This is a genomic window from Polaribacter haliotis, assembly GCF_014784055.1.
GTDB classification, from domain to species: Bacteria; Bacteroidota; Bacteroidia; order Flavobacteriales; family Flavobacteriaceae; genus Polaribacter; species Polaribacter haliotis.
In genome coordinates this window covers 1,575,144-1,599,000 of sequence record NZ_CP061813.1, presented here as the reverse complement: position 1 = coordinate 1,599,000, position 23,857 = coordinate 1,575,144, and the positions used below count along the sequence as shown (strand labels likewise).

Here is a 23,857-nt window from a genome sequence, read left to right as displayed (position 1 = left end):
AGGCTTGCAATTTACGGAATTTTCAAAAAATAACGATTGTTTTGTGAAATTCTTAAGGTTTTAAAATTTCTAAATTAACACCATTTACATAATTTTTGATGATGTTTAGTTCTTGTGCATATTCAGAACCCTCAAAATCAGCAATATCATTTAATGTAATATGTATATTGTAATAGTTTAAATAGGTTGATGAAAGTGGCAAATACGTCCAATGCCATTTTTCTTCATAATAACCTGTTCTTCCATTTTCTTTTGAAGTATAAACTTGATAAAAACCAAATTTTGAAGCATTTTTTAACAACCAATTATATTCCTTTAACCCTTTTCCTTTTGTAAAATAAGAATTATTTAAACTGTTGATGTCCAAATCTGTTCCCCAATGATGTCTTGATGTTGAAGGCATGGAACTGAATTCTAAAATCTTTTTTGCCCTTTTTAAAGGAGGAAGATTTTTATATTTTGTATTCCATTTATAATTCCAAATTCTTTTTTGATGACTAAAATTTCGAGTACCAGAAATTATATTAAAACTGATGTTTTCTTTTTCAGCTGCATTTTTCATTTCTAAAAAAGCCGTTAAAACTTTTTTTCTTAAATATATTTTTTTGTTAGAAATTTCTTTGGGAACCAAAACAAAATCAGCATTATTGATGTAATCGAACTTTCCTAAAACATAATTTTTAGTGAGATATTTTGGTGTTTTAGGAATTGTATCAACTTTAATAGATACAATCTCTGCAGTTTTTTGTTTCTTAGGTTTGTTACAATTTCCGAAAAGTAGCAAACAAAGAGAAAGGTTTATAAATAATTTAAAAATGCCCAAAATTTTCTGTTTTTAGTGTAGTTAAAATCTTTTTCATTTAGATAAGCTTCACGTTCGAAACTGATGTTTTTATAAGCAATATAACTATTTTTATATTTAATAAGTTTGATAAACCATTCAAATAGATAAAAAATATAGAAGAAGATTATTAATAATTCTAACTGTTGTTTTAGATGAATTTTTTCGTGATTTACCAAGATTTTATCATCTTTAAAATCAGTTTCCTTCAAAAATATAAATGGAAAAAGTGTAATTCCTGTAAAACCTTTGGGAACGATATATTTCGAAATTAAAATCATGCTTAAAAATAAAGGTTTGGCATATTTATTGATTATATTTAGTAACACTAAATTAATAAAAATTGATGCTAATTTAGAACAGAAATTCTAAGTTAATTTCGATAACCTAAAAATACACTTTTATGAAATTATTAAAACCATTTATTTTAGTTTTTGCCATTGTTCTGTCTTCTTGTAGCTCTGTAAAAGTTGCTACAGATTACGATTCTAAAGTAGATTTTACGAAATACAAAACCTTTGCGTTTTACAAAACAGGAATCGATAAAGCAGAAATTTCCGATTTAGATAAGAAAAGAATTTTACGAGCAATAGAATCTGAATTGTCGTTATTAGGTTTTTCAAAGTCAGATAACCCAGATATGTTAGTGAGTATTTTTACAAAATCGAGAGAGAAAGTAAACGTTAACCAGAATAACAATTTTGGTTACGGTTTTGGTTGGGGTTGGAACCCTTGGATGGGAAATGGAATGAATAATGTAAATATTTCGCAATATACAGAGGGCACATTATTTATCGATTTTATAGACAAAGAGAGAAAAGAATTAGTTTGGCAAGGTGTTGGAACTGGTGCTTTAAAAATGAGCAATAGAGAAAAGAAAGAAGCAAGAATAAAAGAATTTGTAAAGGAAATTGTTTCGAGATTTCCTCCAGGAAAAGAGAAAAATTAAAAATTAGCGTTCTTCGGAACGCTTTTTTTATGGATTAAAGTTTTACTTTTGCAATAACAATTTAATTATAATGTATAATAAAATAGTGCCTTTAGAGGAAGGTGATTTTTACTTTAATGAACAAGGTTACAAAGTTTTTACAGAGAGATTTCACCTAAAAAGAGGGCATTGCTGTAAAAGTGGTTGTAAACATTGTCCTTATGGATATGATAAAAAAACCGATAGTTTTAAATAAAAGTGACTTTTAAAGAATAAAAGTTTCCAATAAATAGATAATTTATAAAAAATGATAAAGAGAATTTTAGTTTTATTCGTAGCAATTAATTTTGCAGGATGTGCAGAGTTACAAAATGTTGTAAATAATTTACCAAATGGTGGAGGTTTAAGTCAAGCTCAAATAGGGAATGGGTTAAGACAAGCTTTGGATAATGGAATTAAAAATCAGGTTTCGAAATTAACCTCTCAAAATGGTTTTTATAAAAACGAGTTGGTTAAAATTTTGTTGCCTCAAGAATTACAAGCTGTAGATAAAGGTTTACGTAAAATTGGTTTAGGCAATTTGGCAGACGAAGGGATTAAGGTGTTAAATAGAGCTGCTGAAGATGCTGTAAAAACAGCAACTCCAATTTTTGTAAATGCTGTAAAAGAAATATCTTTTAATGATGCTAAAAATATTTTATTAGGAGACCAAAATGCCGCAACTTCTTATTTAAAAGGCAAAACTTCAGATAATTTATTTGCAAGTTTTAGCCCAGTTATAGATAAATCTTTTTCTAAAGTTGGTGCAGATAAAATTTGGAACAATTTAATTACTCGTTATAATTCTATTCCTTTTGTTAGTAAAGTAAACCCAGATTTAACGCAATATGTTACAGAAGAAGCTTTAAAAGGAGTTTTTACAATGATAGCAGTAGAAGAAAAAGGAATCCGAGAAAAAGTTGGTTTAAGAAATACAGCTCTTTTAAGACAAGTATTTGCATTGCAAGACAATAAATAATAAGGTTATTTTTCTTTTAAAGGATTTATTCGTTATATTTAAGTCCCCAAAAAGAAAATAATGTCACGAATTAACCAACTACAAACCTATAGAAAGCACCTGGAAGATAGGTACTACAAGCTTTTAGAGAAATCTAACGACTATAAATATATAGATGAACCTAAAAGCGATTTTGCTGCTTTTAAAGCGATGAAGGTGTTAGATAAAATCAACAGAGTTAGTTATTTGGATAGAGAAGTCTTATATGCTGTTTCTTAATTCTTTAAAATAATCAAAAGATTTTAAGAGTCTACTTCCATACCAAGAAAAATATTCGCCATCCACTAAAATAATTTTAGCATTTTTAGAATGTCCTTCAATTTCTTTAATATTATTCTCTTTAAAAGGATATGGTTCAGAAGAGAGTAGAATTAAATCAGATTTTTTTAAATTTTCTAGTGCAACCTCTGGATATCTTGATAGATTTTTATACACATTTTCAAATTTATTTAAAGCTAGTAAATAATTAATAAATGTATTATTTCCAGCAATCATCCAAGGATTTTTCCAAATGAAATAAATAATTTTTAAAGTGGGTTTGTTTTCTATAAACTGATTAAAATCTTCAATAATTACAGTTAGTTTTAAGACTAAACTTTGGGCTTCTTTTTCTTTTGAAAAAATATTTCCATATTGTTTAATTACTTCAATAGAATCGCTAATTGTGTAAATATCTGAAACATGAGTTGGAGCAATTTGTTGACAGATTTCAACAATTTCTTTGGTGTTTTCTTCCTTGTTACAAAGTATAATATCGGGTTTTAACGCCTTAATTTTATCAATATTTATAGTTTTTGTACCACCAACAATTGTTTTAGTTTTTATGAAATGATTAGGATGTACACAGAATTTAGTAAGACCAACAATGGAATCTTTCAAACCTAAATCAACTAATAATTCAGTTTGGCTTGGCACTAAAGAAATAATTCGTTTGGGCGTTTTTTTTAATTCAAAAACAGTATTTATTTGGTCTTTGAATATCATTAAATTAACTTAAAATATCTGCCATTTGAACTTGTAATTCTAATGCTTTTTTAGCTGCTGCTTCAGCAAAATCAGTTTTATTAGAAGCATAAATAATACCTCTTGAAGAGTTTATTAATAAACCAATATTTTCTGATAAGCCATATTTACACACATCTTGTAAATTTCCTCCTTGAGCCCCAACACCAGGAACTAATAAGAATGAATTTGGAACAATTTTACGGATTTCAGTAAAATACTCTGCTTTTGTAGCGCCAACAACATACATTAAGTTTTCAAAATTTTTCCAAGATTTAGAAGTTTCTAAAACATGTTTGTATAATTCCTTATCATTAATTTGTTTTGTTTGAAAATCGAAGGCACCTTCATTAGAAGTTAAGGCTAACATAATGGTATGTTTATCTTCAAAAGCAAGAAAAGGCTCCACAGAATCTTTACCCATATATGGAGCAACTGTTACAGAATCGAATGCTAAATCTTCGAAAAAAGCTTTTGCATACATGGTTGAGGTATTTCCAATATCACCACGTTTTGCATCTGCAATTGTAAAAATTCCTGGATAATTTTCATTTAGATAATTAATAGTTTTTTCTAAAGATTTCCAACCTTTTAAACCATATGCTTCGTAAAAAGCAGTATTTGGTTTGTAAGAAACACAAAGATGGTGAGTTGCATCTATAATCGCTTTGTTAAAAGCGAAAACAGGATCTTCCTCTTTTAATAAGTGAGGTGGAATTTTATCTAAATCTACATCTAAACCAATGCATAAAAAAGATTTCTTCTTTTTAATCTGAGCTACTAATTCTTGTGTGGTCATAATTTTTATAAAGTTCCACAAAAATACTTAATTTAGATTTTAATTTGTAAGTTTTTTAAGGCAAAGAAGACAAATTTTTTAATTAATTCTAATTCAATAATGAAAAAAATAGTTCTAATATTTATAATTTTAGTAACCAGTTGTACTTTCGAAAAACCTACGAAATTTTCTGAAATAGCGTTAAACGACAAAGCATATTCTTTATCTGACAAACAAATTTCTATTGAAGAAATCCTTGATAAATATAAAGGCAAAAAGATTTTAATTGATGTTTGGGCTTCTTGGTGTGGAGATTGTATAAAGGGATTACCAAGTGTTAAGAATCTTCAAAAAGAATATCCAGAGGTAGTTTTTTTATTTTTGTCAATAGATAAAAGTAAAAGAGCGTGGAAAAACGGAATTACAAGGTTTAATATAAAAGGAGAACATTATAACTTACCAAAAGGGATGAAAGATGGCGAATTCGTAAATTTTTTAAACTTAGGTTGGATTCCCAGATATTTAGTAATTGACGAACAAGGAAAAATTAAACTTTTTAAAGCGACAAATGCTGCAGATTTAGACATTATAGAAGCTCTAAAATAACGCTTATAAATCGTTTTAGTAACTATTTCTATTTCCTGAAATATTTTAAAGATGATTTCTTAAATTTACCACTTAGAATTTAATAACAAACTTCTGTAAAAAGAACCAAATTTATATTTATGAGAACTAAGATTGTAGCAGGAAACTGGAAGATGAATAATGATAAAGAGCAAAGTAATAAATTGATTAAAAGTTTAAAAAAATCAATTAAAAAAATGTCTCTTAAAAATACAAGAGTAATTGTATCGCCAACATTTGTAAACCTTTCATCTGCAGTTAAAAAAGCAAAAAAATCTAAAATTGAAGTGGTTGCACAAAATATGCATCAAGCTACTAATGGAGCTTATACTGGAGAGATTTCTGGAGATATGTTAAAAGCAATTGGTGTAGAAACTGTTATTTTAGGACACTCAGAAAGAAGAACTTATTTTGGAGAAACAGACGAGAAATTAGCAGAAAAAGTAAATACAGTTTTAGAAAAAGGAATGGAAACAATTTTCTGTTTTGGAGAATTGTTAGAAGATAGAAAATCAGACAATCATTTTGCAGTGGTAGAAAGTCAACTTAAAAATGCATTATTTCATTTAGAAGCGAAAGATTGGAAAAGCATTATTTTAGCTTACGAACCAGTTTGGGCAATTGGAACAGGAGAAACTGCAAGTCCAGAACAAGCACAAGAAATGCACGCTTTTATTAGAAGTATTATCGAGAAAAAATATAACGAAAAAGTAGCAGACAAAGTTTCTATATTATATGGCGGAAGTGTAAAGCCAACAAATGCTGAAGAGATTTTCTCTAAGCCAGATGTAGATGGAGGTTTAATTGGTGGAGCTGCTTTACATGTAGATGATTTTACAGCAATTATTGCAGCTATTTAGTAGTTATAGAATCAAAAGAAAACAATAAATTTGCATCGAGATTTTAATCTCGATGCATTTTTTTTTGAAACAATTATGGACAATATATATATAGAGTACAATTTTACAGTAAATCCGAAAGAACCTGCTACTGAAATTTTAATTGCAGAATTAGGGAATGTAGGTTTCGAAAGTTTTGTGGAAACAGATACTGGAGTTACTGCATACATTCAAAAAACGGATTGGCATGCAGAAATTTTAGCATCTATTTTTGTGTTGAATTCAGAGGAGTTTTCTATAGAATTCAATAAAAATGAAGTGGAACAAACTAATTGGAATGCAGAATGGGAAAAGAATTTTGAAGCAATTCAGGTTGACGATTTGGTAAGTATTCGTGCTCCTTTTCATGAGAATCCTAATTTAAAATACGATATTGTAATTGAGCCAAAAATGAGTTTTGGAACAGGACATCATGAAACTACTCACATGATGATTCAGCATTTATTACAGTTAGAATTAAAAGATAAAAAAGTATTAGATATGGGTTGTGGAACTGGAATTTTAGCAATTTTTGCTGAAATGAGGGGAGCAAAACCTTTAGATGCTATAGATATTGATAATTGGTGTTACGAAAACTCATTAGAAAATGTCGAACGTAATAATTGTAGTAACATTTGCGTTTATGAAGGAGATTCTTCTTTGTTAATCAATAAAAAATATGATGTTATTATAGCAAACATCAATAGAAATATTTTGTTGATGGATATAACGATTTATACAAACTGTTTAAATGATAAAGGAATTTTGTTGTTGAGTGGTTTTTATCAAGAAGATATTCCTATTATAGATGCAGAAGTTTCTAAATACGGTTTAAATTTAGACACATTTATAGAGCGTAATAATTGGGTTGCGTTAAAATACATAAAAGAGTAAATAATATTTTTTATTTTTGCAGTATGAGTACAAAAGAAAAAATTCAGGAAGAAGTAGATGTTATAGAACAAGAAACATTTCAACATGAAATCGTCTTACATAACGATGATGTAAATACGTTCGATCATGTAATAGATTCTTTGATAGATGTTTGTGAACATACTTTAGTACAAGCAGAACAATGTGCAACTATAGTACACTATAAAGGAAAATGTACTGTAAAGTCTGGAGAATATAAAGATTTAGAGCCAAGATGCTCTAAATTATTGCAATTAGGTTTATCTGCAGAATTGGTATAGATGATGGATAATATTTTAGATTATTACGAATTTTCTAGTTTTTTTAAGGATGAAAGTGGGGAGTTTTCTGGAAATGAAATTAGTTTTACAGAATTAAATAACACTCATTTTTTAATTTTTGAAAAAGAAAATAACCAATATAACTTATATGTATCTAAATACCTTAGTAAAAAAGATATTGGTAAAAATGCTCCGGAAATACTGGAATCACTCATAAAAAAATACGATAAAAGTATTCCAGAACACAGAATTACACTTCGAAAATATATAGAGTAACTCAAGAAATATCTTGAGTTTTTATTTATTTTAAAAAACTATGTGACTTTTTTTTACGTATGTGTCTTAAAAGAGAGAATAAGACAAATGAGTATAAAAAATATAATAATAGTAATTTTATTACTGCTTCCTTTTATAGGTTTTGCACAGGTTGTGCCACCACCAATGCCACCACCACCACCACCAGGTTTGCCAATTGATGGTTTTTCTGGGGTTTTACTTGCATTAGGAGCTGTTTACGGAATTAGAAAAAAATATAAAGATAGTAGTAGTTAGTATTTTAAATACTAAGTTTGGTTAGACAAAAAGACCTTAAGCATTTGCTTAGGGTCTTTTTAATTTTAGCAAAAAGTCCGTCTTAAATAAAGACGGACTTGCAATTGGGGGATAAGGGGCTTTTTTTTAGTGGTTTTAAATTACTTTTTTTTTATAATACATCTTAAAATTAATTCTTCATTTTTTGTCAAAGTAGAATTTTTTATAGATTCTAATAGTTTTAAAATTTTTGTAAAAGAATATTCTGGAACTTCTTCTACTTCAAAATTTAATTTTAAAAAAATACTTTTAAGAGAAACAATTGCTTCCAATAAATCTTTATTCTTTAGAGGTTCCTTTTCTAAAGAGGTTTCAATATCTCTTAATTTGTATAAAAGCATTCTTTTTTTTGAACTTTTTAATGCTGCAAATTTATATCAAAATCTACAAGTAAAGTAAGACATACAATGTCGTTGAATTTCATTTTGCTATATTTACTATTTAAATTTAAAAATGAAAATATACAATTCTTTAGGAACTCTTTTTTTAGATTATCGTAAGTTTTATAATTTGTCGCAAACAACTTTTGCAAATAAAGTAAACGTAGATTTAAGAACAATTCAACGTTGGGAAAAAGATTTAACTTTAGTAAAATCCGAAAAAGAAGAAGATATAGTTTTGGCAACTTTAATGCCATATCAATTAATTCATAATTTAAATGGTGCTATACCAATTCCAACTTATTACGATTTTAATACTAGAAAATATGCACTATCTAAACAGTCTAATGAATTACCAAAACTAAGTTGGTATTTAGATCAAATAGATTTAGTTTCAGAAAATGTAAGAACCATAGATTTTGATTATGATATAAAATATTTGGAACAATTTATAGACACTCAGAAAAAAGATGCTTCATACGTAAATACAGATTTAATTAAAAAAGCAGTTCAGATTCTGCCAGAATTAAATTTTATCTCAGTTGGTAAATCTGGTTATTATGCTGGACATTGTTTGGTTTTACCAATTAAAGAGTCTATTTATAAGAAATTAAAAAGTAGAGAGATTTCTAATAAAGATTTAAGGGCTAAAGATTTAGTATTAATTGAATCACAAGAAACTCCTGTATTTTATAGATATGATATTACAGGAGATTCTAACGAATCTATTTTTTATATAATGAGTAGATTTTTTCGGTTTTTTAAAAAATTGAAAACAACTTATTTAATGTGTGGTTACACAGAAAGAGATGATAATTATGAATTAAATAAACAAATTGGTTTAAAAATTATTTGGGAAGACATTCTGTTGCAAAAAGAATTAAATTTAAAATATCCACCCCGTTTTTTCGAAGGGAATTTTAAAGAATTTTTATCAAAATAGAAAATAAAAAAAACTCATCTAAAATTAGATGAGTTTTTTTCGTGACCATGGCAGGATTCAAACCTGCAACCTCTTGAGCCGTAATCAAGTGCGCTATTCAGTTGCGCCACATGGCCTTTTTGCGGGTGCAAATATAGTAGAGTTTTTTGAAATTAGAAAGCAGATTCGCTTTTTTTATGAATTTATTTCTACTTTGTAAGCATCTACAATCGGTTGCGCTTTTTCTTTATCATTATTCGATACTAATAATTCAATGGCAGTTCTGTGTTCTCCAAAACCTCCTAGTCTTGCAGACTCAACCCTATCTTTAATAAGGTACTTTATATTATTATCTTCTAACCTTATTTGAAGTCCTTTAACTATAATCGAAGATCCAGAAAATATAGTAATGTGTTCGTCTTTCATAATTGTGTTTTTTAGTTAAGTGAATTCTTTGTTACAAAAGCTTTCCAGCCAATTATAGCTAGTTGTAACTTAGTAGCTTTAGAAATATCTAAACCTTTCTTAGTGAATGAGGGTAAGATAGCTTTATTAATCTTGGAAAGAATTTTAAAAAATTGTTTTTTCATTTTACTTGAATTCTAATCAAATTTAATAAAAATAAACAACTCTTTTTATAGAGTTGCTTAAAGTTGGTTAATTAAAATAGAATAGTAAAAATAACTTCTGAAATGTCTTTGATTGTTTTAAGTGCAATAAGGATCATAATAGTGGGTTTTTAAGTTAGTAATTTGGGTTAATTTCTTTATTGTTTTGTGAATATATGCACATTGAAACAACACTGCCAAACACTTTTTCACTTATTAATCAAATTAATATTACATTTATAGCTAAAAAAACAATATTTGTTTTAATATGTAAGTAATTGTGTTATATATATGTTTTAAATTAATACGTATTGTGTTGTTATGATAAACTAATTGTAAGAAAGTAAAGGGGCTAAACATTTAAGAATTTAATTGTAAAGGAAGTCTCATCTTTTTAAATAGAATTTTACACGTTTTCATTATTTCTTTTTTCGAAAGTCCATAAAAATGTATCTTCGTAAAAAATAATATTTATGAGTATTTTTTATGTGATAATAGGGTTGATTTTGTTGGTTGTTGGAGGCGAGTTTTTGGTAAGATCTTCAATAAGCTTATCATTTAAATTGAACATTTCTAAAATGGTTATTGGTATGACTGTAGTTTCTTTTGCTACATCTGCTCCAGAACTTTTAGTAAGCTTACAAGCTGCTTTAGATGGTTCTCCTGCAATTTCTATAAATAATGTTATAGGTTCAAATATTGCCAATATTGGGTTGGTTTTAGGAATTACTGCGATTATTGGTCCCATTGCAGTTAATAAAGACTTTTATAAGTTTAATTGGCCTGTAATGATGTTGTTTTCATTAATGCTCTATTACTTTTTATATAATGATAATGTTTTAACTTTTATGGAAGGCCTTATTCTTTTGGCGGCTTTATCTGTTTTTTTGATTGTTTTAATTCGAAGAGCAAGAAAAGAAGAGGTTTCTTTAGATGAAGTAGATGATGCTCTAGCTGAAATAGGTTATGGGAAAATATTTATTTGGTTATTAATTGGTGGTGCTGCATTGTATTTTGGTTCGGATTTGTTAGTGGTTGGCGCAAAAGATATTGCGCAAAATATGGGAGTTAGTGAAGGTGTAATTTCAATTACTATGATTGCTATTGGTACAAGTGTACCAGAATTAGCAGCATCTGTAATTGCAGCTATAAAAGGTGAAAAGGCAATTTCTTTAGGGAATTTAATAGGTTCTAATATTTTTAATATTGCATCTGTTTTAGGGGTAACAGCTTTAATAAAAGAAATTCCAGTAACAGAAGCACAAATATTATCTAGAGATATCTTTTGGATGTTAGGTTTTGCAGGAATATTACTTCCTTTGGTTTTTATGCCAAAGAAATTCATTTTAAGTAGATTTAAAGGAGTTTTTCTGTTTTTTGGATATGGACTATTTATTTACCTAATTTTTAAAACTACAGTTTAAAAATTTCGCTTTCTAATAAAAAATAAGCATAAAAAAAGCTCGCAAATTTAATTTGCGAGCTTTATAATTTTTGTAATATATTTTAGCTAATATTAGCAGACTTTACAGTCTTAATAATTCTACCAGCAATTTTATATGGATCTCCATTTGAAGCAGGTCTTCTGTCTTCTAACCAACCTTTCCAACCTTTCTCTACAGTAATAATAGGAATTCTAATAGAAGCTCCTCTATCTGAAACTCCATAAGAGAAATCGTGGATAGATGCAGTTTCGTGATCTCCAGTTAAACGTTGGTCGTTAAATTCACCATAAACAGCAATATGTTCTTTTACAACAGGTCTAAATGCTTCACAAATTTTCTCATAAGTTTCTTTAGAACCACAAGTTCTTAAAACAGTGTTAGAGAAGTTTGCATGCATACCAGAACCATTCCAGTCCATATCTTTTCCTAATGGTTTAGGGTGATAATCTATATAGTAACCATGTTGTTCAGTTAATCTATCTAATAAATAACGTGCAATCCAAATTTCATCACCGGCTTTTTTAGCACCTTTTGCAAATAATTGAAATTCCCATTGTCCTGAAGCAACTTCTTGGTTAATTCCTTCAAAATTTAATCCAGCATCAATACATAAATCAGCATGTTTTTCAACAATTAATCTACCATGCGTATTTTTTCCACCAACAGAACAGTAATACATTCCTTGTGGTGCAGGATAACCACCAATAGGGAAACCTAAAGGTAATTGTGTTTTAGTATCCATAATAAAATACTCTTGCTCAAAACCAAACCAGAAATCATCATCTTCATCTTCAATTGTTGCTCTACCGTTAGAAACGTGTGGAGTTCCATCTGCATTTAAAACTTCTGTCATTACTAAATAACCATTAATTCTTGCAGGATCTGGATAGATTGCAACAGGTTTTAGTAAACAGTCAGAAGCGCCTCCTGAAGCTTGTCTTGTAGACGATCCATCAAAAGACCACATACCTAATTCTTCGATAGTTCCTTGAAAATTTTCATGTTCTTCAACTTTGGTTTTACTTCTCATGTTTTGAGTTGGAAAATATCCATCTAACCAAATGTATTCTAATTTAATTTTTGCCATAATAATTTTATAAGTGATAATATACATGCAAAAATGAAATAATTTATAAACATATCAAAAAAATAAGGGCTTAAATGTTTATTTTTGCACGAGAATAATTTTATCCCTAATTTTTGTAGGGGGTATTTATATAAAAACAAAAAAAAGCTTAAAAAATTAATAATATGTCAAGGATAAGATTCAATGCTTTACAAGAAACTTTGAATAGAAACCCTTTAAAGGTTGTTCAAAATGAAAAAAGATCATCTTTATTTGGTAAAAACGTATTTAATAAATTTGCTATGCAGCAATATCTTACAAGAGCCGCATACGAAAGTGTTATGAATGCAATTGAGCTTGGTACAAAAATAGATCGTAAAATTGCAGACCAAGTTGCTGTAAGTATGAAAGATTGGGCAATCTCTAAAGGTGCAACCCATTATACACATTGGTTTCAGCCATTAACTGGGGCAACAGCAGAAAAACACGATGCATTTTTCGAATCTATCAATGGTAGTTTGGCAATGGAAAAATTTGACGGAGAACAATTGGTGCAACAAGAACCAGATGCATCTAGTTTTCCAAATGGAGGAATAAGAAATACGTTTGAAGCAAGAGGTTATACAGCTTGGGACCCAACTTCACCAGCTTTTATTTATGAAACAACTCTGTGTATTCCAACAATTTTTGTTGCTTATACAGGCGAAGCTTTAGATAATAAAACGCCATTATTAAGAGCTTTACAAGCAATAGATACGCATGCAACTGCAGTTTGTAAGTATTTTGATAAAAATGCAAGAAAAGTAAGTGCAACTTTAGGTTGGGAGCAAGAGTATTTTTTAATAGACGATGCTTTGGCTTTGTCAAGACCAGATATTTTACTAACAGGTAGAACATTATTAGGTCACTTACCTGCAAAAGGTCAGCAATTAGACGACCATTATTTTGGAACCATTCCTGCAAGAGCGATGGCTTTTATGCAAGATCTGGAACAAGAATGTATGTTGTTGGGTATTCCTGTAAAAACAAGACATAATGAAGTCGCTCCAAATCAATTTGAAGTTGCTCCAATATTCGAAGAAGCAAATTTAGCAGTAGATCATAATTCATTATTAATGGATGTGATGGAAAAAGTTTCTCGAAGACATAAATTTAAGGTTCTTTTTCATGAAAAACCTTTTTCAGGAATCAATGGTTCTGGTAAACATAACAATTGGTCTTTGTCTACTTCAGATGGAATAAACCTTTTAAGTCCTGGGAAAACACCTATGAAAAACTTACAATTCTTAACCTTTTTTATAAACACAATAAAAGCAGTTTATGAGAATGAAGAATTGTTAAGAGCTTCAATTGCATCTGCTAGTAACGATTGTAGACTAGGTGCAAATGAAGCTCCTTCTTCAATAATATCTGTTTTTATTGGAGACCAACTTTCAGAAGTTTTAGACGAGTTAGAAAATGTAACAAAAGGAAAATTATCTCCACAAGAAAAAACAGATTTAAAACTGAATATTATTGGTAAAATTCCAGAAATTTTATTAGATAATACAGACAGAAATAGAACATCTGCCTTTGCTTTTACAGGTAATAAATTCGAGTTTAGAGCAGTAGGTTCTAAATCTAATTGCGCAACACCAATGACAGTTTTAAACACTATTGTTGCAAAACAGTTAAAAGAATTTAAGATAGAAGTAGATAAATTAATAGATGTAAAGAATCTTAAAAAAGATGAAGCTGTTTTTAATGTTTTAAGAGAATATATTAAAGAGTCTAAAAAAATTAGATTTAATGGAGATGGTTATGGAGAAGCTTGGGAAAAAGAAGCTAAAAAGAGAGGTTTAAGTAACAATAAAACAACTCCAGAAGCATTACAAATACAGGTTTCTAAAGAAGTAATTGACTTGTACAAAGAAATGGAGGTAATGAGCAAAGTAGAAATAGAAGCTCGTTATGAAATTGCACTACAAGAATACACAAAACGATTACAAATTGAAGGTCGTGTTTTGTGTGATATTGCCAAAAATCACGTTGTTCCAACAGCAGTAATTTATCAAAATACATTGTTAGAAAATACCAAAAATTTAAAAGAAATTTTTGGAGGCGAATATAAAAATATCGCAAAAGAGCAAATAGAATTAATAATGACAATCTCCAATCATATTACAGGCATTAATGCTCTCGTAATAAAAATGGAAGAACAACGTTCAAAAGCAAATAAATATACTGGCTTAAAATCTGCAGATATGTATTGCAAAAACGTAAAACCTTTTTTCGAAGAAATAAGATTTCATTGCGATAAGTTAGAAACTATGGTAGATGACAATTTGTGGCCACTAACCAAGTATAGAGAATTGTTATTTACTAAATAAAATAGTTTTTTGGGCGTTTTAACGGGCTTTCATTACTCGCTTTTTTTGTAAAAAACAAAAAAGAGCTCAAACATGCCATTCAATCCCTAACGCGTATTGCAAAACCGGAAAAAGAAGTTATTAAAATTAATTATTTCAGATTTCACAGTTTCTTGTGTTGAACTTGTTTCAGTATAATAATATGTAATACGTTTTTATAAATAACGTTTTCTATTTTATTTTCCAGAACCATTTAAAACAAAAGGCGCCCACATATAAACAGATTTAAAACCTGCACCAACTTTGCCACTTAACATAGTTCTTTTTGCGTTAGATAATGCAACTGAAGCAGTTTGGTTTTTTAAGTACATATTTTGATAAACCAAAGTCATTAAAACCATTGTACCAGAATCATTTACTGGCCATAAACTTAATAAAGTATTGTTTGCACCTGCCAAAAGTAGAGAGGAATTCAATCCATTTATTCCTTCACCACCATAAATTTTGCCCAATGCAGTTTGGCAAGCACTTAAAGTAACCATGTCTGCATTTAAGGTTAATTTTTCAATTTCATGCGCTAATAAAAAAGTGTCTTCTCCCTTTATTTTTTCACCGTTATTTTGTGTTAACATAACACCAGAAAGTTCAGGAATATTATCAGATGCAAAACCATGAGTTGCAATATGAACCCATTTATAGTTAGAAAGTTCACCAGAATTATTCATCATTTTAATATTAGATTCTGTCATGTCATTTCCAACTAAAACTTTTGCTTTTGGTATTATTTTTTGTAAATTTTCTACTTCTCTTAAAGTTCCTGGCAAATAATTTGCACCTCCATAACCCAAAGCGTCTAATTCTTTTGATAAATTATTTTTATTTGTTTTAACTTTAGAAGTCAACTCTTTTTTTACTGAATAATAATCTGTCTTATTTCTTAAGTTCCCTGTTGAATTTGTATTTGGGTCATTATAGGTTGCGCCACCAAAAGCTAAAAGATCATTTCTGGAATTGGAATAATTTCTTTCATTTAATTTAAACCAAATTGTTGCAGAAGGTATATAAGTTACGTTATGACTTTGTAGTAAAAATTGATTTTTACTATTTATAAAAGCTTCAAATGGTAAATAATTTAATTCTTTTTCTCCACTAATAATGATATTTTTTTTGCCTAAAATTTCACTTTCTATTGGTTCAATTAAAAATGAATACCATTGTTTTAAAAAATTATTTAAAAAAGTGATTTGTTTAGCCTCAGAAGCTTCCATTAATTCTCTTGTAAATGAGGTGAATAGAGAAAAATCATCCGTCGAAAAAGCTTGTTTTTTGTCTTTAAATCTAATAAGTTGTTTATCAATAATATCTTCATCTAATTTTATCAAATAATTATTTATAGAACTAGGTTTTTTCTGAACAAAACCAATAATTCCTTTTTTTATTTTTAGCCAAGAATCAATAGGAAAATTATATTTAATAGTTGCTTTGTCTTTTGTAATTACTGTGGCAACCATTTCACCAGGACTTAATAATGAGTAATATACTAAAACATCTTCCTCTTTTAATTGGTTTTGAACATCAATAATATTTTTAGAAAATGCTTGTTGGTGTAATTTCTTACTCAATAACCTACCTCTGTTTGCATCCTGAATTTTAAAAAGTGCTTCCACATTTTGGGTGTCTTTATAAGTCATAATTAAACCACTGTAAGCACTTGAATATTCGTTCATTAAAGCCAGTTGCATTTCTGGATTAGCACTTTCTAAATGTTTTTCAGATAAAGAGATGGCCTCTGAAAACATTTTAATAGCGTTGTTGTAATCTTTAGCTATATAATGCATATAACCCATGTTATTTGCTAAAAGTTGTGCGCCATTTATATCTTTTAAATCTTTTTTAATTTTAATTCCTTTAGTGGCAATTTCAATTGCTTCTGGCTTTTTATTTTGTTGCCAAAGTGCAATTGAATAGTTACTAGAAACATCAGAAATTAATCGTTTGTCATTTAGTTTAATAGCCAAATTATAGGCTTTCTGTAAATAATTAAATGCTTTATTTCTTTCAGCAGGTAAAACACTATTAGCATATAATTGCCCCAAAGTATTATTTGCCATAGCTTCAAAAGAACTATTTTTTTTATTTTTTGCTTTTTCTAATAATTGGTTTGCAACAGAAATTATTTCATCTCTTTTATTTAAACCAACTAATGCTTTTAATTTTGTGTTTAATAAAATTAATTCCAAATCTTTTGTAATAAAACCCTGTACATTTTCTAAACCATTATTAGCTTCATTTAATGTGTTTTTATGGTCGAAAATTAGGGCGCTATTATCAGATAAATAATTGTAAGCTTTTGCAACTTGATAGCGCAAATTAGGATTGTTTTTTACAAGTGAATTTTCTATAAACTGATGAATGTTAGTAACAGCTTCGTCAATTTTATGATTGTTGTAAAAAAAGGCAGCTTTTAAAAACTTAAAAACAGCTATAGCAGTTTTGCCATAATTCCCTTTTTTCGATAAATAAGAAAGCACGTCCTTTTCATTTTTAGAAGCATTTCCTTTTTGCCAATCTGTAAAACAAGCATATAATTTTTGTGCGTTAGTTATGTTATTAGGGTTGTTTTTACTTGCATTTTTTGCAAATTCTTTTAATTGAGAACAATTTTTACCGGTTGCTTTTTCTATCCAGTTAATATCATCTAAAGTTATATTTAATGCATTTTTGTAAGAAACAAGTGCGTAACTAAAATCCATTTGTTTTTTTGATTCCTCTAAATTTCCTTCTAAAAAAGAAGTGTAAGAAGCAATTGCAAAAGTGGAAGCATCTAAATAATTTAAATTGAAAGCAGTTTCTATATTTTTTTTTGCAGATGAAATATTATTTTCCAAACAACTTGTAAAAGCCAAATATAAATAGCCAACATAATTTTCTGGAGCTATTTTAATTAAAGAATTTGCAGTAGCTTTTAATTCAGTTACATTTTTTAAGCTAACGGCTTTACCTGCTTTCTTGTACAATGCATTAATATCCTGTGCATTAGAAATTAACGAAACAAATAATAATACGAGTAATAAGATTTTCTTTTTCATAATTTATTTATAACCAATTGTAACATATTCCACTCTTTTGTATGTTATATTTCCTTTTCTGTATGGCATAAAAGCAACACGTAATTCCTGTGGTCGTCCATTATAAGCATCATTATATCTATAAGAAATAGAAACATTATTAGATTTATAGGGTTGTCCTAATTTTTTAATAACTTCAGATAAAGGAGCTCCTTTAAACATTCTATTGTATTTTTTTTCTACTTTATCTTGTTTTTTATTGAATTTTGCTTCGCCTTTATCAAAAGCAATTTGTTGTTTTTCAGTTTTACCAAAGGCGCCAACATTTTCCCTTTTAGCATCGTCCCATAATGCATCATATTCAGTAATTAATTTTTCTTGTTCTTTATTAGAATTGAAAGATTGCGTTAGTTTAAAATCGTCTACGTGAATCTTAATACTATCAGGTATTTTAATATAAATTGTATTTCCTGCTTCTTTTCCTTCAACTTTATTAACCACTTTATCATTTAAAATAAAATAGATACTTCTACCTATTTTTTTTATTCTCATAGAATTATGGTCAGATTCTTTTACAAGATTTGTTTTTTGCCATTTACTAAAATGAAGTTCTTTATCATTTTTTTCTACATTAGAAAACCAATGACCATTTGGCGCAACAGCGAATTGCAGTTTTTTTACCTTATCTTTTAAAATGAGACTAATTCCTTTATTTTTTGTACCAGAAACTCTTTTAACAGATGTAGAAATATCAAAATTTTGAGTTGGATTAATTTTTATATCTGCCCAAGTTTGGTAGTAATCTTTAGACTTATTTTCCATTTCTAAAGCCCCATTATCAATTTTGAAGTTATAATTTTCAGTCTCTTTTAAGAAAAAACCAAACTCATTTTCGTCAAAATTAGTTTGTAATTCTTGTGTTATTGTATCTTCAATTAATACCTCTTCTTTTGCCTTTTTAGCAGTTTCAATTTTTTTGAATAAAGAATTGGACCAATTTTCTTTTTCAGAATTACTACCTTTTAAGTAACCTAATTTTAAATAATCGAATACAACTTTAGCATTATTAGGAATTTCTAATGCCATTTCTTGTTCATAAAACTCTGCATTACTTTTAACTAAAACAGGTTTGTCATTTATTAAAAAGAAAACTTTTTCATTTATTTTAAGAATCGTTAATTTATTAAACTCCTTCGGTTTTATGTTTGTAGTTTGTAGCCAGCCTGTGTTTTCAATATATTTAAAAGAAATTTTTTTTAGATATTTCCAATATCCATTATCTGTAAAACCAAACTCTTCGTGAGTTTCATAGTTTTTGGTTTTTGCATCTTTATTAAATTTTAAAGAAAGTAAATTATTATTTGTACCAGATAATAACTTTATAGAAGTTTCTATTTTAAAATCCTTTTTTAAGTTTAAATCTGTTTTTATGGAAGCTTTTTTAAAATATTTAGTTTCATTTTTTAAGTATAAATTGTTATCCTTTATTTCAGAAACAAAATTCTTTTCATTAGTTAGAGTCCATCCATTTTTATTGTTTTCGAAATTCTCTTCTAAAATATACTCTATAGGTACTTGCGCATTTATAAATGGTGCTAAAATTAAAAATAGAATTAATAAGTAATTTTTCATGCTACTGTTCTTTTATGTTACTCACCAAAATTAAGTGTAATCATAAATTTATAAAATAGGGCAAATGACGTATTTTAAAGTGGGTATAAAATCTTGTTTTTTATCTGTAAAAAATTACCTTTGCCAAACAACACAACAATATGAGTAAAGAAGTTTCTAAAAGATACGCGCAAAGAGGCGTTTCAGCATCTAAAGAAGATGTGCACAACGCAATTAAGAATATAGACAAAGGTTTATTTCCAAAAGCATTCTGTAAAATTGTACCAGATTATTTAACAAATAATAACGATTATTGTTTAATAATGCATGCAGATGGTGCAGGAACAAAATCTTCTTTGGCATATATGTATTGGAAAGAAACTGGTGATATTTCTGTGTGGAAAGGCATTGCACAAGATGCTTTAATAATGAATATCGATGATTTACTATGTGTTGGAGCAACAGACAATATTATGTTGTCTTCTACAATTGGTAGAAATAAAAGTAAAATTCCTGGTGAAGTTTTATCAGCAATTATAAACGGAACAGAAGAATTAATAGAAGACTTAAAAGGTTTTGGAGTAACCATTCATTCCACAGGAGGAGAAACTGCAGATGTTGGCGATTTAGTTCGTACAATTATTGTAGATTCTACAGTAACTGCAAGAATGAAACGTACAGATGTTATAGACAACGCAAACATAAAAGCTGGCGATGTAATTGTTGGTTTAGAATCTTTTGGGCAAGCAACTTACGAAACAGAATATAATGGAGGAATGGGTTCTAACGGATTAACTTCTGCAAGACACGATGTTTTTCATAAATATTTAGCGGACAAATATCCAGAAAGTTTCGATAGTGCAGTTCCTGAAGATTTAGTCTATTCTGGAAACACAAAACTGACAGACAAAGTAGAAAATTCTCCTATTGATGCTGGTAAATTAGTTTTGTCTCCAACAAGAACTTATGCACCAATTATTAAAGAAATTTTATCGAAATTTAATTCGGATACAGTCCATGGAATGATCCATTGTTCTGGTGGTGCACAAACGAAGATTTTACATTTTGTAGATAATTTACACATTGTAAAAGACAATATGTTTTCAATTCCGCCTTTATTTAAATTGATACAAGAACAATCGAAAACAGATTGGAAAGAAATGTACCAAGTATTTAATTGCGGACACAGAATGGAAATTTATGTTTCTCCAGAAATTGCTGAAGAAATAATTGCTATCTCAAAATCTTATAATGTAAATGCACAAATTGTTGGTAGAGTAGAAGCTTCTCCAACAAAAAAACTCACTATTAAAAGTGAGTTTGGAGTTTTTGAGTATTAAGATTTTTTGTACTTGTTAACTCTAGAAAAATATAAGATTGTTTCAATGATTTCTAAAATTTAGCTTTCAAAATTCTCAATCCAATCCAAAACAACAGCATAAATCTCTTTACTCGCATTTTTAGAATGTAAAATTCTACTATGATTATAATCTTCTAAAAAACCATTTTCTTTAGAACATAATACATATTTATTATTAGGGTTTTTAAAAGCATCTAAGAAGTCTTTACAACCTTTAGGTGGCGCAATAAAAGTATCGCCTTTTCCAGAAATAGATAAAATAGGAATTTGTATTTCATTCATTTTAGCTCGATAATCAAACTCATTTTTGCCAAGAAAGTTTTTGTTTAGATTCCAATTAAACCATTGTTCCATCATAAAATAGCTTTCATTTTCTTCGCTTCCAGTTATTTTTGCAGGAATATAACCTAAAAGCTTACTAATATATTTCGCAATAAAAATTTTAAGATAATTTTTAGTTGAGGTTACAGCACCAAAAGCTTGGCAACCAAATAGGGTAATACTATTAATTTTAGATGTATAATTAGGGTTTGTAATTAAGAAAATAGTTAAGCAAATTCCACCACCACTATGTGTAATGCAATCTGTTTTTTTAATATTTTGAGTAGTGAATAAATAATCAAAAACGATTTTAAAATCTTGTTTACCTATCGATTCAAAATCGAAATTTTGGTTAATTTTAGAACTGTTTCCATGATTTCTCCATTCGAAAATCCAACAGGTAAAACCTTTAGATACTAAATATTCGGTGATTCCGTTTAAAACTTTTCTGTTAGAAAATGTTCCATGTGTTAGTAATATATTTTTTTCTTTAGAACTTTCGCTGTTAAATATTTTCCAAAGTGCCAAATATTTATCGGAATCGTAATTTAGTTTTATGAGTTTTTCAGTCATTAATTTTTAATTTTCTTAAAAACAAAATCAATACTAAAATCGTCGTTAGAAACAATTGCTTTTAATTGCTTGTTCTCTAAATAGTATTTTATTTTTTTTGGGAATTCATTTTTTAAATTTTCGTAAATAAAAGAAGTATCAGTTTGAGATGTAAATTTGAATAGTGTAGGAGTTTCATTTACGCCTTCAACCTTTAAGTTTGAAGTATCATTAACAGAAACAATACTCAATATTTCTTTAAAAGTGGTGTCTTTCCCTTTTAAAGTATAGCCTAAACCAGTAAAATTAGTATTCCAATTTTCGTATGTTTTGTTGCCTTCTTTGTCATTTAACCGAATCCATTTTCCTATTAGGAAAGAAGGCTTCTTCGTTTTTTCTTTTTCAGTTTTGCAGGAAATAATTAATAAAATTGAACATATGAATAGGAAATATTTCATAATAAATAAGTTTATATTCTTCAAATATACTCAAAACGAAACATTTAACTTTCCGATAAAATTTGTAAATTCGCAGTACAAGAAAAGAGTAGAAGATGTTAGAAAAAATAAGAATTGTTAAGCAACGTTATGACGAGGTTTCGGATTTAATTATTCAGCCAGATGTAATTACAGATCAAAAACGGTATGCGCAATTGATGAAAGAATATAAAGATTTAGGTGATGTTGTTAAAAAAGGGGAAGAATACCAAGAATTAACAGACAATATAGAAGAGGCAAAAGAAATAATTTCTGATGGTTCTGATGCAGAAATGACAGAAATGGCAAAGATGCAATTAGACGAAGCCAATACTCGAATTCCGCAATTAGAAGACGAGATAAAATTTTTGTTAATACCCAAAGACCCTGAAGATTCTAAAAATGCAGTTGTAGAATTACGTGCAGGAACTGGTGGAGATGAAGCAAGTATTTTTGCTGGAGATTTGTTTAGAATGTATTCTAAATATTGCGAAAGTAAAGGTTGGAAAGTCTCTACTGTTGATTATTCTGAAGGAACAAATGGTGGATTTAAAGAAATTCAGTTTGAGGTAAATGGAGATGATGTTTACGGAATTTTAAAGTTTGAGGCTGGTGTGCATCGTGTACAAAGAGTTCCACAAACAGAAACACAAGGTCGTGTGCATACTTCTGCAGCAACTTGTATGGTTTTTCCTGAAGCAGAAGAGTTTGATGTGGAAATTAATCCAAAGGAAGTAAGAATCGATTTTTTCTGTTCTTCAGGTCCTGGAGGTCAGTCTGTAAATACAACATATTCTGCTGTTCGTTTAACGCACATTCCAACTGGTTTGGTGGCACAATGTCAAGATCAAAAATCGCAACATAAAAATAAAGAGAAAGCATTTAAAGTATTGCGTTCTCGTTTATATGACATGGAATTAGCAAAGAAAAATGCAGAAGACGCTTTAAAACGTGGTTCTATGGTTTCTTCTGGAGATAGAAGTGCGAAGATTAGAACGTATAATTATGCACAAGGTAGAGTTACAGATCATAGAATTGGTTTGTCTTTATATGATTTGCCAAATATTATGAATGGAGACATACAGAAAATCATTGATGAATTAATGTTGGCAGAAAATACCGAAAAATTAAAAGAATTAGGAGAAGGAATTTAAGAACTTTTCGCATTTAAATTAATTACAAACCTCAGAATTATCTGGGGTTTTTTATTTGAGTCACTTTTTATAGTATATGAATTAATGGGGCTTTTAGTTCTAATGTATCTTTGATATGTAAAAGAAAAGAAAAAATGATAGCAACAAAACTTTTAGGCTTCTCTGCAGCCTTAACAAAAAGCAAAAAAATTAAAATAGCAATATTACTTGTTGAAATTGCTATACTTGCTTATGCGTATAAAAAGAACAAGGAGGAACAGGAAGCACAGTTATACATAAAAAAAGACAAAACCAGTTGCAAGAAAAGGAGTAATGTTTGCCTGAGAAAAAGAAAAAAAATTGAATTATTGAAAATAAAATGCTATTCGAAAAAGTATAACACTATGAAGAAGACGTTATGAAAAAGAAATAGAGCTATGGAGTAGAAAATATAGTGAAAAATAAAAAGCGATTAAAGTTAGGGGAACTTTTAATCGCTTTTTTACTTAATAAATTTTTCGAAAGTCGTGTTAACAAATTAACTATACAAATGGGGGAATGACTTTACGAACACTACAAATATATTGTAGAATCTAATACCAAACAATCCCTGAATACCGTATATTTTTAGCATCCCTGAGCTCAGGGATGCTTATCCCTGACCTCAGGGATACT

Annotated in this window: 28 protein-coding genes and 1 tRNA gene; 16 read left to right on the top strand and 13 right to left on the bottom strand. The window is 28.5% G+C overall.

The window, feature by feature from the left end; genetic code table 11:
• Positions 1 to 52: 52 nt before the first annotated feature.
• Entirely contained in the window at positions 53 to 823 is a 771-nt protein-coding gene (locus H9I45_RS06735; RefSeq protein ID WP_228455075.1) for a M15 family metallopeptidase, read from the bottom strand.
• Positions 799 to 1,122, bottom strand: coding sequence for a hypothetical protein (locus H9I45_RS06730; RefSeq protein WP_088354585.1), 324 nt, complete (start codon positions 1,120 to 1,122; stop codon positions 799 to 801). The genes H9I45_RS06735 and H9I45_RS06730 overlap by 25 nt, the downstream gene beginning before the upstream one ends.
• A 122-nt stretch (positions 1,123 to 1,244) precedes the next feature.
• On the opposite strand from H9I45_RS06730, the gene H9I45_RS06725 reads away from it, so the two are divergent.
• The 4 genes from H9I45_RS06725 (at position 1,245) to H9I45_RS06710 (ending at position 3,045) form a co-directional block, all read left to right on the top strand.
• Entirely contained in the window at positions 1,245 to 1,790 is a 546-nt protein-coding gene (locus H9I45_RS06725) for a DUF4136 domain-containing protein (protein ID WP_088354584.1), read from the top strand.
• A gap of 70 nt (positions 1,791 to 1,860) precedes the next feature.
• The gene (locus tag H9I45_RS06720; RefSeq protein WP_176397579.1) at positions 1,861 to 2,025 is read left to right on the top strand and encodes a C1orf53 family protein; all 165 of its coding nucleotides are present in this window, start codon (positions 1,861 to 1,863) and stop codon (positions 2,023 to 2,025) included.
• Positions 2,026 to 2,076: 51 nt separating this feature from the next.
• Complete coding sequence (locus tag H9I45_RS06715; RefSeq protein ID WP_088354583.1) at positions 2,077 to 2,787, top strand: DUF4197 domain-containing protein; 711 nt, start codon at positions 2,077 to 2,079, stop codon at positions 2,785 to 2,787.
• 60 nt (positions 2,788 to 2,847) lie between these two features.
• Positions 2,848 to 3,045, top strand: a complete 198-nt coding sequence (locus tag H9I45_RS06710) for a hypothetical protein (RefSeq protein ID WP_088354582.1) — start codon at positions 2,848 to 2,850, stop codon at positions 3,043 to 3,045.
• On the opposite strand, the gene H9I45_RS06705 is transcribed toward H9I45_RS06710, so the two are convergent.
• Together H9I45_RS06705 and pyrF are read right to left on the bottom strand one after the other, a co-directional pair.
• A complete protein-coding gene (locus H9I45_RS06705) occupies positions 3,028 to 3,810 on the bottom strand; it encodes an ABC transporter substrate-binding protein (protein ID WP_088354581.1) in 783 nt (260 codons plus the stop codon). The genes H9I45_RS06710 and H9I45_RS06705 overlap by 18 nt on opposite strands.
• Before the next feature lie 4 nt (positions 3,811 to 3,814).
• Entirely contained in the window at positions 3,815 to 4,627 is an 813-nt protein-coding gene (gene pyrF / locus H9I45_RS06700; protein WP_088354580.1) for an orotidine-5'-phosphate decarboxylase, read from the bottom strand.
• Between the two features lie 99 nt (positions 4,628 to 4,726).
• Between pyrF and H9I45_RS06695 the strand changes: the two genes are divergently transcribed.
• The 6 genes from H9I45_RS06695 to H9I45_RS06670 all read left to right on the top strand — a co-directional run bounded on the left by H9I45_RS06695 (position 4,727) and on the right by H9I45_RS06670 (position 7,853).
• Positions 4,727 to 5,212: a TlpA family protein disulfide reductase gene (locus tag H9I45_RS06695; protein WP_088354579.1), complete on the top strand. Its 486-nt coding sequence runs from the start codon at positions 4,727 to 4,729 to the stop codon at positions 5,210 to 5,212.
• 119 nt (positions 5,213 to 5,331) lie between these two features.
• The gene (gene tpiA / locus H9I45_RS06690; protein WP_088354578.1) at positions 5,332 to 6,090 is read left to right on the top strand and encodes a triose-phosphate isomerase; all 759 of its coding nucleotides are present in this window, start codon (positions 5,332 to 5,334) and stop codon (positions 6,088 to 6,090) included.
• A 75-nt stretch (positions 6,091 to 6,165) separates the two neighbouring features.
• Positions 6,166 to 7,002 carry a 50S ribosomal protein L11 methyltransferase gene (gene prmA / locus H9I45_RS06685; protein WP_088354577.1) on the top strand — a complete coding sequence of 279 codons (837 nt, stop codon included), beginning with the start codon at positions 6,166 to 6,168 and terminating at the stop codon, positions 7,000 to 7,002.
• Between the two features lie 23 nt (positions 7,003 to 7,025).
• The gene (locus H9I45_RS06680; protein ID WP_088354576.1) at positions 7,026 to 7,301 is read left to right on the top strand and encodes an ATP-dependent Clp protease adaptor ClpS; all 276 of its coding nucleotides are present in this window, start codon (positions 7,026 to 7,028) and stop codon (positions 7,299 to 7,301) included.
• A complete protein-coding gene (locus H9I45_RS06675; protein ID WP_228455072.1) occupies positions 7,302 to 7,577 on the top strand; it encodes a hypothetical protein in 276 nt (91 codons plus the stop codon). It begins immediately after the preceding gene.
• A gap of 87 nt (positions 7,578 to 7,664) precedes the next feature.
• Complete coding sequence (locus H9I45_RS06670; protein ID WP_088354575.1) at positions 7,665 to 7,853, top strand: PID-CTERM protein-sorting domain-containing protein; 189 nt, start codon at positions 7,665 to 7,667, stop codon at positions 7,851 to 7,853.
• A gap of 140 nt (positions 7,854 to 7,993) precedes the next feature.
• Here H9I45_RS06670 and H9I45_RS06665 read toward each other — a convergent pair whose 3' ends face one another.
• Complete coding sequence (locus tag H9I45_RS06665; protein ID WP_088354574.1) at positions 7,994 to 8,233, bottom strand: hypothetical protein; 240 nt, start codon at positions 8,231 to 8,233, stop codon at positions 7,994 to 7,996.
• Between the two features lie 112 nt (positions 8,234 to 8,345).
• Between H9I45_RS06665 and H9I45_RS06660 the strand changes: the two genes are divergently transcribed.
• Entirely contained in the window at positions 8,346 to 9,215 is an 870-nt protein-coding gene (locus tag H9I45_RS06660; RefSeq protein WP_088354573.1) for a helix-turn-helix domain-containing protein, read from the top strand.
• Between the two features lie 42 nt (positions 9,216 to 9,257).
• On the opposite strand, the gene H9I45_RS06655 is transcribed toward H9I45_RS06660, so the two are convergent.
• From H9I45_RS06655 to H9I45_RS16305, 3 genes are all read right to left on the bottom strand, one after another.
• A tRNA-Arg gene (locus tag H9I45_RS06655) sits at positions 9,258 to 9,331 on the bottom strand.
• 58 nt (positions 9,332 to 9,389) lie between these two features.
• Positions 9,390 to 9,620, bottom strand: a complete 231-nt coding sequence (locus tag H9I45_RS06650) for a putative signal transducing protein (RefSeq protein ID WP_088354572.1) — start codon at positions 9,618 to 9,620, stop codon at positions 9,390 to 9,392.
• An 11-nt stretch (positions 9,621 to 9,631) separates the two neighbouring features.
• Positions 9,632 to 9,784, bottom strand: coding sequence for an SsrA-binding protein (locus H9I45_RS16305; protein WP_088354571.1), 153 nt, complete (start codon positions 9,782 to 9,784; stop codon positions 9,632 to 9,634).
• Positions 9,785 to 10,275: 491 nt separating this feature from the next.
• Between H9I45_RS16305 and H9I45_RS06645 the strand changes: the two genes are divergently transcribed.
• Positions 10,276 to 11,226, top strand: coding sequence for a calcium/sodium antiporter (locus H9I45_RS06645; RefSeq protein ID WP_088354570.1), 951 nt, complete (start codon positions 10,276 to 10,278; stop codon positions 11,224 to 11,226).
• Between the two features lie 82 nt (positions 11,227 to 11,308).
• Here H9I45_RS06645 and H9I45_RS06640 read toward each other — a convergent pair whose 3' ends face one another.
• On the bottom strand, positions 11,309 to 12,334 hold the full coding sequence (locus H9I45_RS06640) for a glutamine synthetase beta-grasp domain-containing protein (protein ID WP_088354569.1): 1,026 nt from the start codon (positions 12,332 to 12,334) through the stop codon (positions 11,309 to 11,311).
• A gap of 164 nt (positions 12,335 to 12,498) precedes the next feature.
• On the opposite strand from H9I45_RS06640, the gene H9I45_RS06635 reads away from it, so the two are divergent.
• Positions 12,499 to 14,682 carry a glutamine synthetase III family protein gene (locus tag H9I45_RS06635; protein ID WP_088354568.1) on the top strand — a complete coding sequence of 728 codons (2,184 nt, stop codon included), beginning with the start codon at positions 12,499 to 12,501 and terminating at the stop codon, positions 14,680 to 14,682.
• Between the two features lie 215 nt (positions 14,683 to 14,897).
• Here H9I45_RS06635 and H9I45_RS06630 read toward each other — a convergent pair whose 3' ends face one another.
• Together H9I45_RS06630 and H9I45_RS06625 are read right to left on the bottom strand one after the other, a co-directional pair.
• Positions 14,898 to 17,750, bottom strand: a complete 2,853-nt coding sequence (locus H9I45_RS06630; RefSeq protein ID WP_088354567.1) for a CHAT domain-containing protein — start codon at positions 17,748 to 17,750, stop codon at positions 14,898 to 14,900.
• A gap of 3 nt (positions 17,751 to 17,753) precedes the next feature.
• A complete protein-coding gene (locus tag H9I45_RS06625) occupies positions 17,754 to 19,361 on the bottom strand; it encodes a hypothetical protein (protein WP_088354566.1) in 1,608 nt (535 codons plus the stop codon).
• A gap of 140 nt (positions 19,362 to 19,501) precedes the next feature.
• Between H9I45_RS06625 and H9I45_RS06620 the strand changes: the two genes are divergently transcribed.
• Positions 19,502 to 20,680 (top strand): AIR synthase related protein, encoded by a 1,179-nt coding sequence (locus H9I45_RS06620; RefSeq protein WP_088354565.1) that lies wholly within the window; start codon positions 19,502 to 19,504, stop codon positions 20,678 to 20,680.
• A 59-nt stretch (positions 20,681 to 20,739) separates the two neighbouring features.
• Here H9I45_RS06620 and H9I45_RS06615 read toward each other — a convergent pair whose 3' ends face one another.
• Both H9I45_RS06615 and H9I45_RS06610 read right to left on the bottom strand, forming a co-directional pair.
• Entirely contained in the window at positions 20,740 to 21,594 is an 855-nt protein-coding gene (locus H9I45_RS06615; RefSeq protein WP_088354564.1) for an alpha/beta fold hydrolase, read from the bottom strand.
• Entirely contained in the window at positions 21,594 to 22,031 is a 438-nt protein-coding gene (locus H9I45_RS06610; RefSeq protein ID WP_088354563.1) for a DUF6265 family protein, read from the bottom strand. The genes H9I45_RS06615 and H9I45_RS06610 overlap by 1 nt, the downstream gene beginning before the upstream one ends.
• Positions 22,032 to 22,126: 95 nt before the next feature.
• Between H9I45_RS06610 and prfA the strand changes: the two genes are divergently transcribed.
• Both prfA and H9I45_RS06600 read left to right on the top strand, forming a co-directional pair.
• The gene (prfA, locus tag H9I45_RS06605; protein WP_088354562.1) at positions 22,127 to 23,203 is read left to right on the top strand and encodes a peptide chain release factor 1; all 1,077 of its coding nucleotides are present in this window, start codon (positions 22,127 to 22,129) and stop codon (positions 23,201 to 23,203) included.
• Positions 23,204 to 23,337: 134 nt separating this feature from the next.
• Positions 23,338 to 23,604 (top strand): hypothetical protein, encoded by a 267-nt coding sequence (locus H9I45_RS06600; protein WP_191141251.1) that lies wholly within the window; start codon positions 23,338 to 23,340, stop codon positions 23,602 to 23,604.
• The last annotated feature ends 253 nt before the right edge of the window (positions 23,605 to 23,857 follow it).

Excerpts from the sequence above, each read along its gene's own strand:
- H9I45_RS06695 (WP_088354579.1), top strand. The coding sequence starts at position 4,727 with ATGAAAAAAATAGTTCTAATATTTATAATTTTAGTAACCAGTTGTACT.
- H9I45_RS06645 (WP_088354570.1), top strand. The coding sequence starts at position 10,276 with ATGAGTATTTTTTATGTGATAATAGGGTTGATTTTGTTGGTTGTTGGA.
- H9I45_RS06650 (WP_088354572.1), bottom strand. The coding sequence starts at position 9,620 with ATGAAAGACGAACACATTACTATATTTTCTGGATCTTCGATTATAGTT.
- H9I45_RS06675 (WP_228455072.1), top strand. The coding sequence starts at position 7,302 with ATGATGGATAATATTTTAGATTATTACGAATTTTCTAGTTTTTTTAAG.
- H9I45_RS06680 (WP_088354576.1), top strand. The coding sequence starts at position 7,026 with ATGAGTACAAAAGAAAAAATTCAGGAAGAAGTAGATGTTATAGAACAA.
- H9I45_RS16305 (WP_088354571.1), bottom strand. The coding sequence starts at position 9,784 with ATGAAAAAACAATTTTTTAAAATTCTTTCCAAGATTAATAAAGCTATC.
- H9I45_RS06705 (WP_088354581.1), bottom strand. The coding sequence starts at position 3,810 with ATGATATTCAAAGACCAAATAAATACTGTTTTTGAATTAAAAAAAACG.
- H9I45_RS06715 (WP_088354583.1), top strand. The coding sequence starts at position 2,077 with ATGATAAAGAGAATTTTAGTTTTATTCGTAGCAATTAATTTTGCAGGA.
- H9I45_RS06610 (WP_088354563.1), bottom strand. The coding sequence starts at position 22,031 with ATGAAATATTTCCTATTCATATGTTCAATTTTATTAATTATTTCCTGC.
- H9I45_RS06620 (WP_088354565.1), top strand. The coding sequence starts at position 19,502 with ATGAGTAAAGAAGTTTCTAAAAGATACGCGCAAAGAGGCGTTTCAGCA.
- H9I45_RS06730 (WP_088354585.1), bottom strand. The coding sequence starts at position 1,122 with ATGATTTTAATTTCGAAATATATCGTTCCCAAAGGTTTTACAGGAATT.
- H9I45_RS06600 (WP_191141251.1), top strand. The coding sequence starts at position 23,338 with ATGATAGCAACAAAACTTTTAGGCTTCTCTGCAGCCTTAACAAAAAGC.
- H9I45_RS06660 (WP_088354573.1), top strand. The coding sequence starts at position 8,346 with ATGAAAATATACAATTCTTTAGGAACTCTTTTTTTAGATTATCGTAAG.
- H9I45_RS06630 (WP_088354567.1), bottom strand. The coding sequence starts at position 17,750 with ATGAAAAAGAAAATCTTATTACTCGTATTATTATTTGTTTCGTTAATT.
- H9I45_RS06615 (WP_088354564.1), bottom strand. The coding sequence starts at position 21,594 with ATGACTGAAAAACTCATAAAACTAAATTACGATTCCGATAAATATTTG.
- H9I45_RS06720 (WP_176397579.1), top strand. The coding sequence starts at position 1,861 with ATGTATAATAAAATAGTGCCTTTAGAGGAAGGTGATTTTTACTTTAAT.
- prmA (WP_088354577.1), top strand. The coding sequence starts at position 6,166 with ATGGACAATATATATATAGAGTACAATTTTACAGTAAATCCGAAAGAA.
- H9I45_RS06635 (WP_088354568.1), top strand. The coding sequence starts at position 12,499 with ATGTCAAGGATAAGATTCAATGCTTTACAAGAAACTTTGAATAGAAAC.
- H9I45_RS06670 (WP_088354575.1), top strand. The coding sequence starts at position 7,665 with ATGAGTATAAAAAATATAATAATAGTAATTTTATTACTGCTTCCTTTT.
- H9I45_RS06640 (WP_088354569.1), bottom strand. The coding sequence starts at position 12,334 with ATGGCAAAAATTAAATTAGAATACATTTGGTTAGATGGATATTTTCCA.
- pyrF (WP_088354580.1), bottom strand. The coding sequence starts at position 4,627 with ATGACCACACAAGAATTAGTAGCTCAGATTAAAAAGAAGAAATCTTTT.
- H9I45_RS06665 (WP_088354574.1), bottom strand. The coding sequence starts at position 8,233 with ATGCTTTTATACAAATTAAGAGATATTGAAACCTCTTTAGAAAAGGAA.
- H9I45_RS06725 (WP_088354584.1), top strand. The coding sequence starts at position 1,245 with ATGAAATTATTAAAACCATTTATTTTAGTTTTTGCCATTGTTCTGTCT.
- tpiA (WP_088354578.1), top strand. The coding sequence starts at position 5,332 with ATGAGAACTAAGATTGTAGCAGGAAACTGGAAGATGAATAATGATAAA.
- H9I45_RS06625 (WP_088354566.1), bottom strand. The coding sequence starts at position 19,361 with ATGAAAAATTACTTATTAATTCTATTTTTAATTTTAGCACCATTTATA.
- H9I45_RS06710 (WP_088354582.1), top strand. The coding sequence starts at position 2,848 with ATGTCACGAATTAACCAACTACAAACCTATAGAAAGCACCTGGAAGAT.
- prfA (WP_088354562.1), top strand. The coding sequence starts at position 22,127 with ATGTTAGAAAAAATAAGAATTGTTAAGCAACGTTATGACGAGGTTTCG.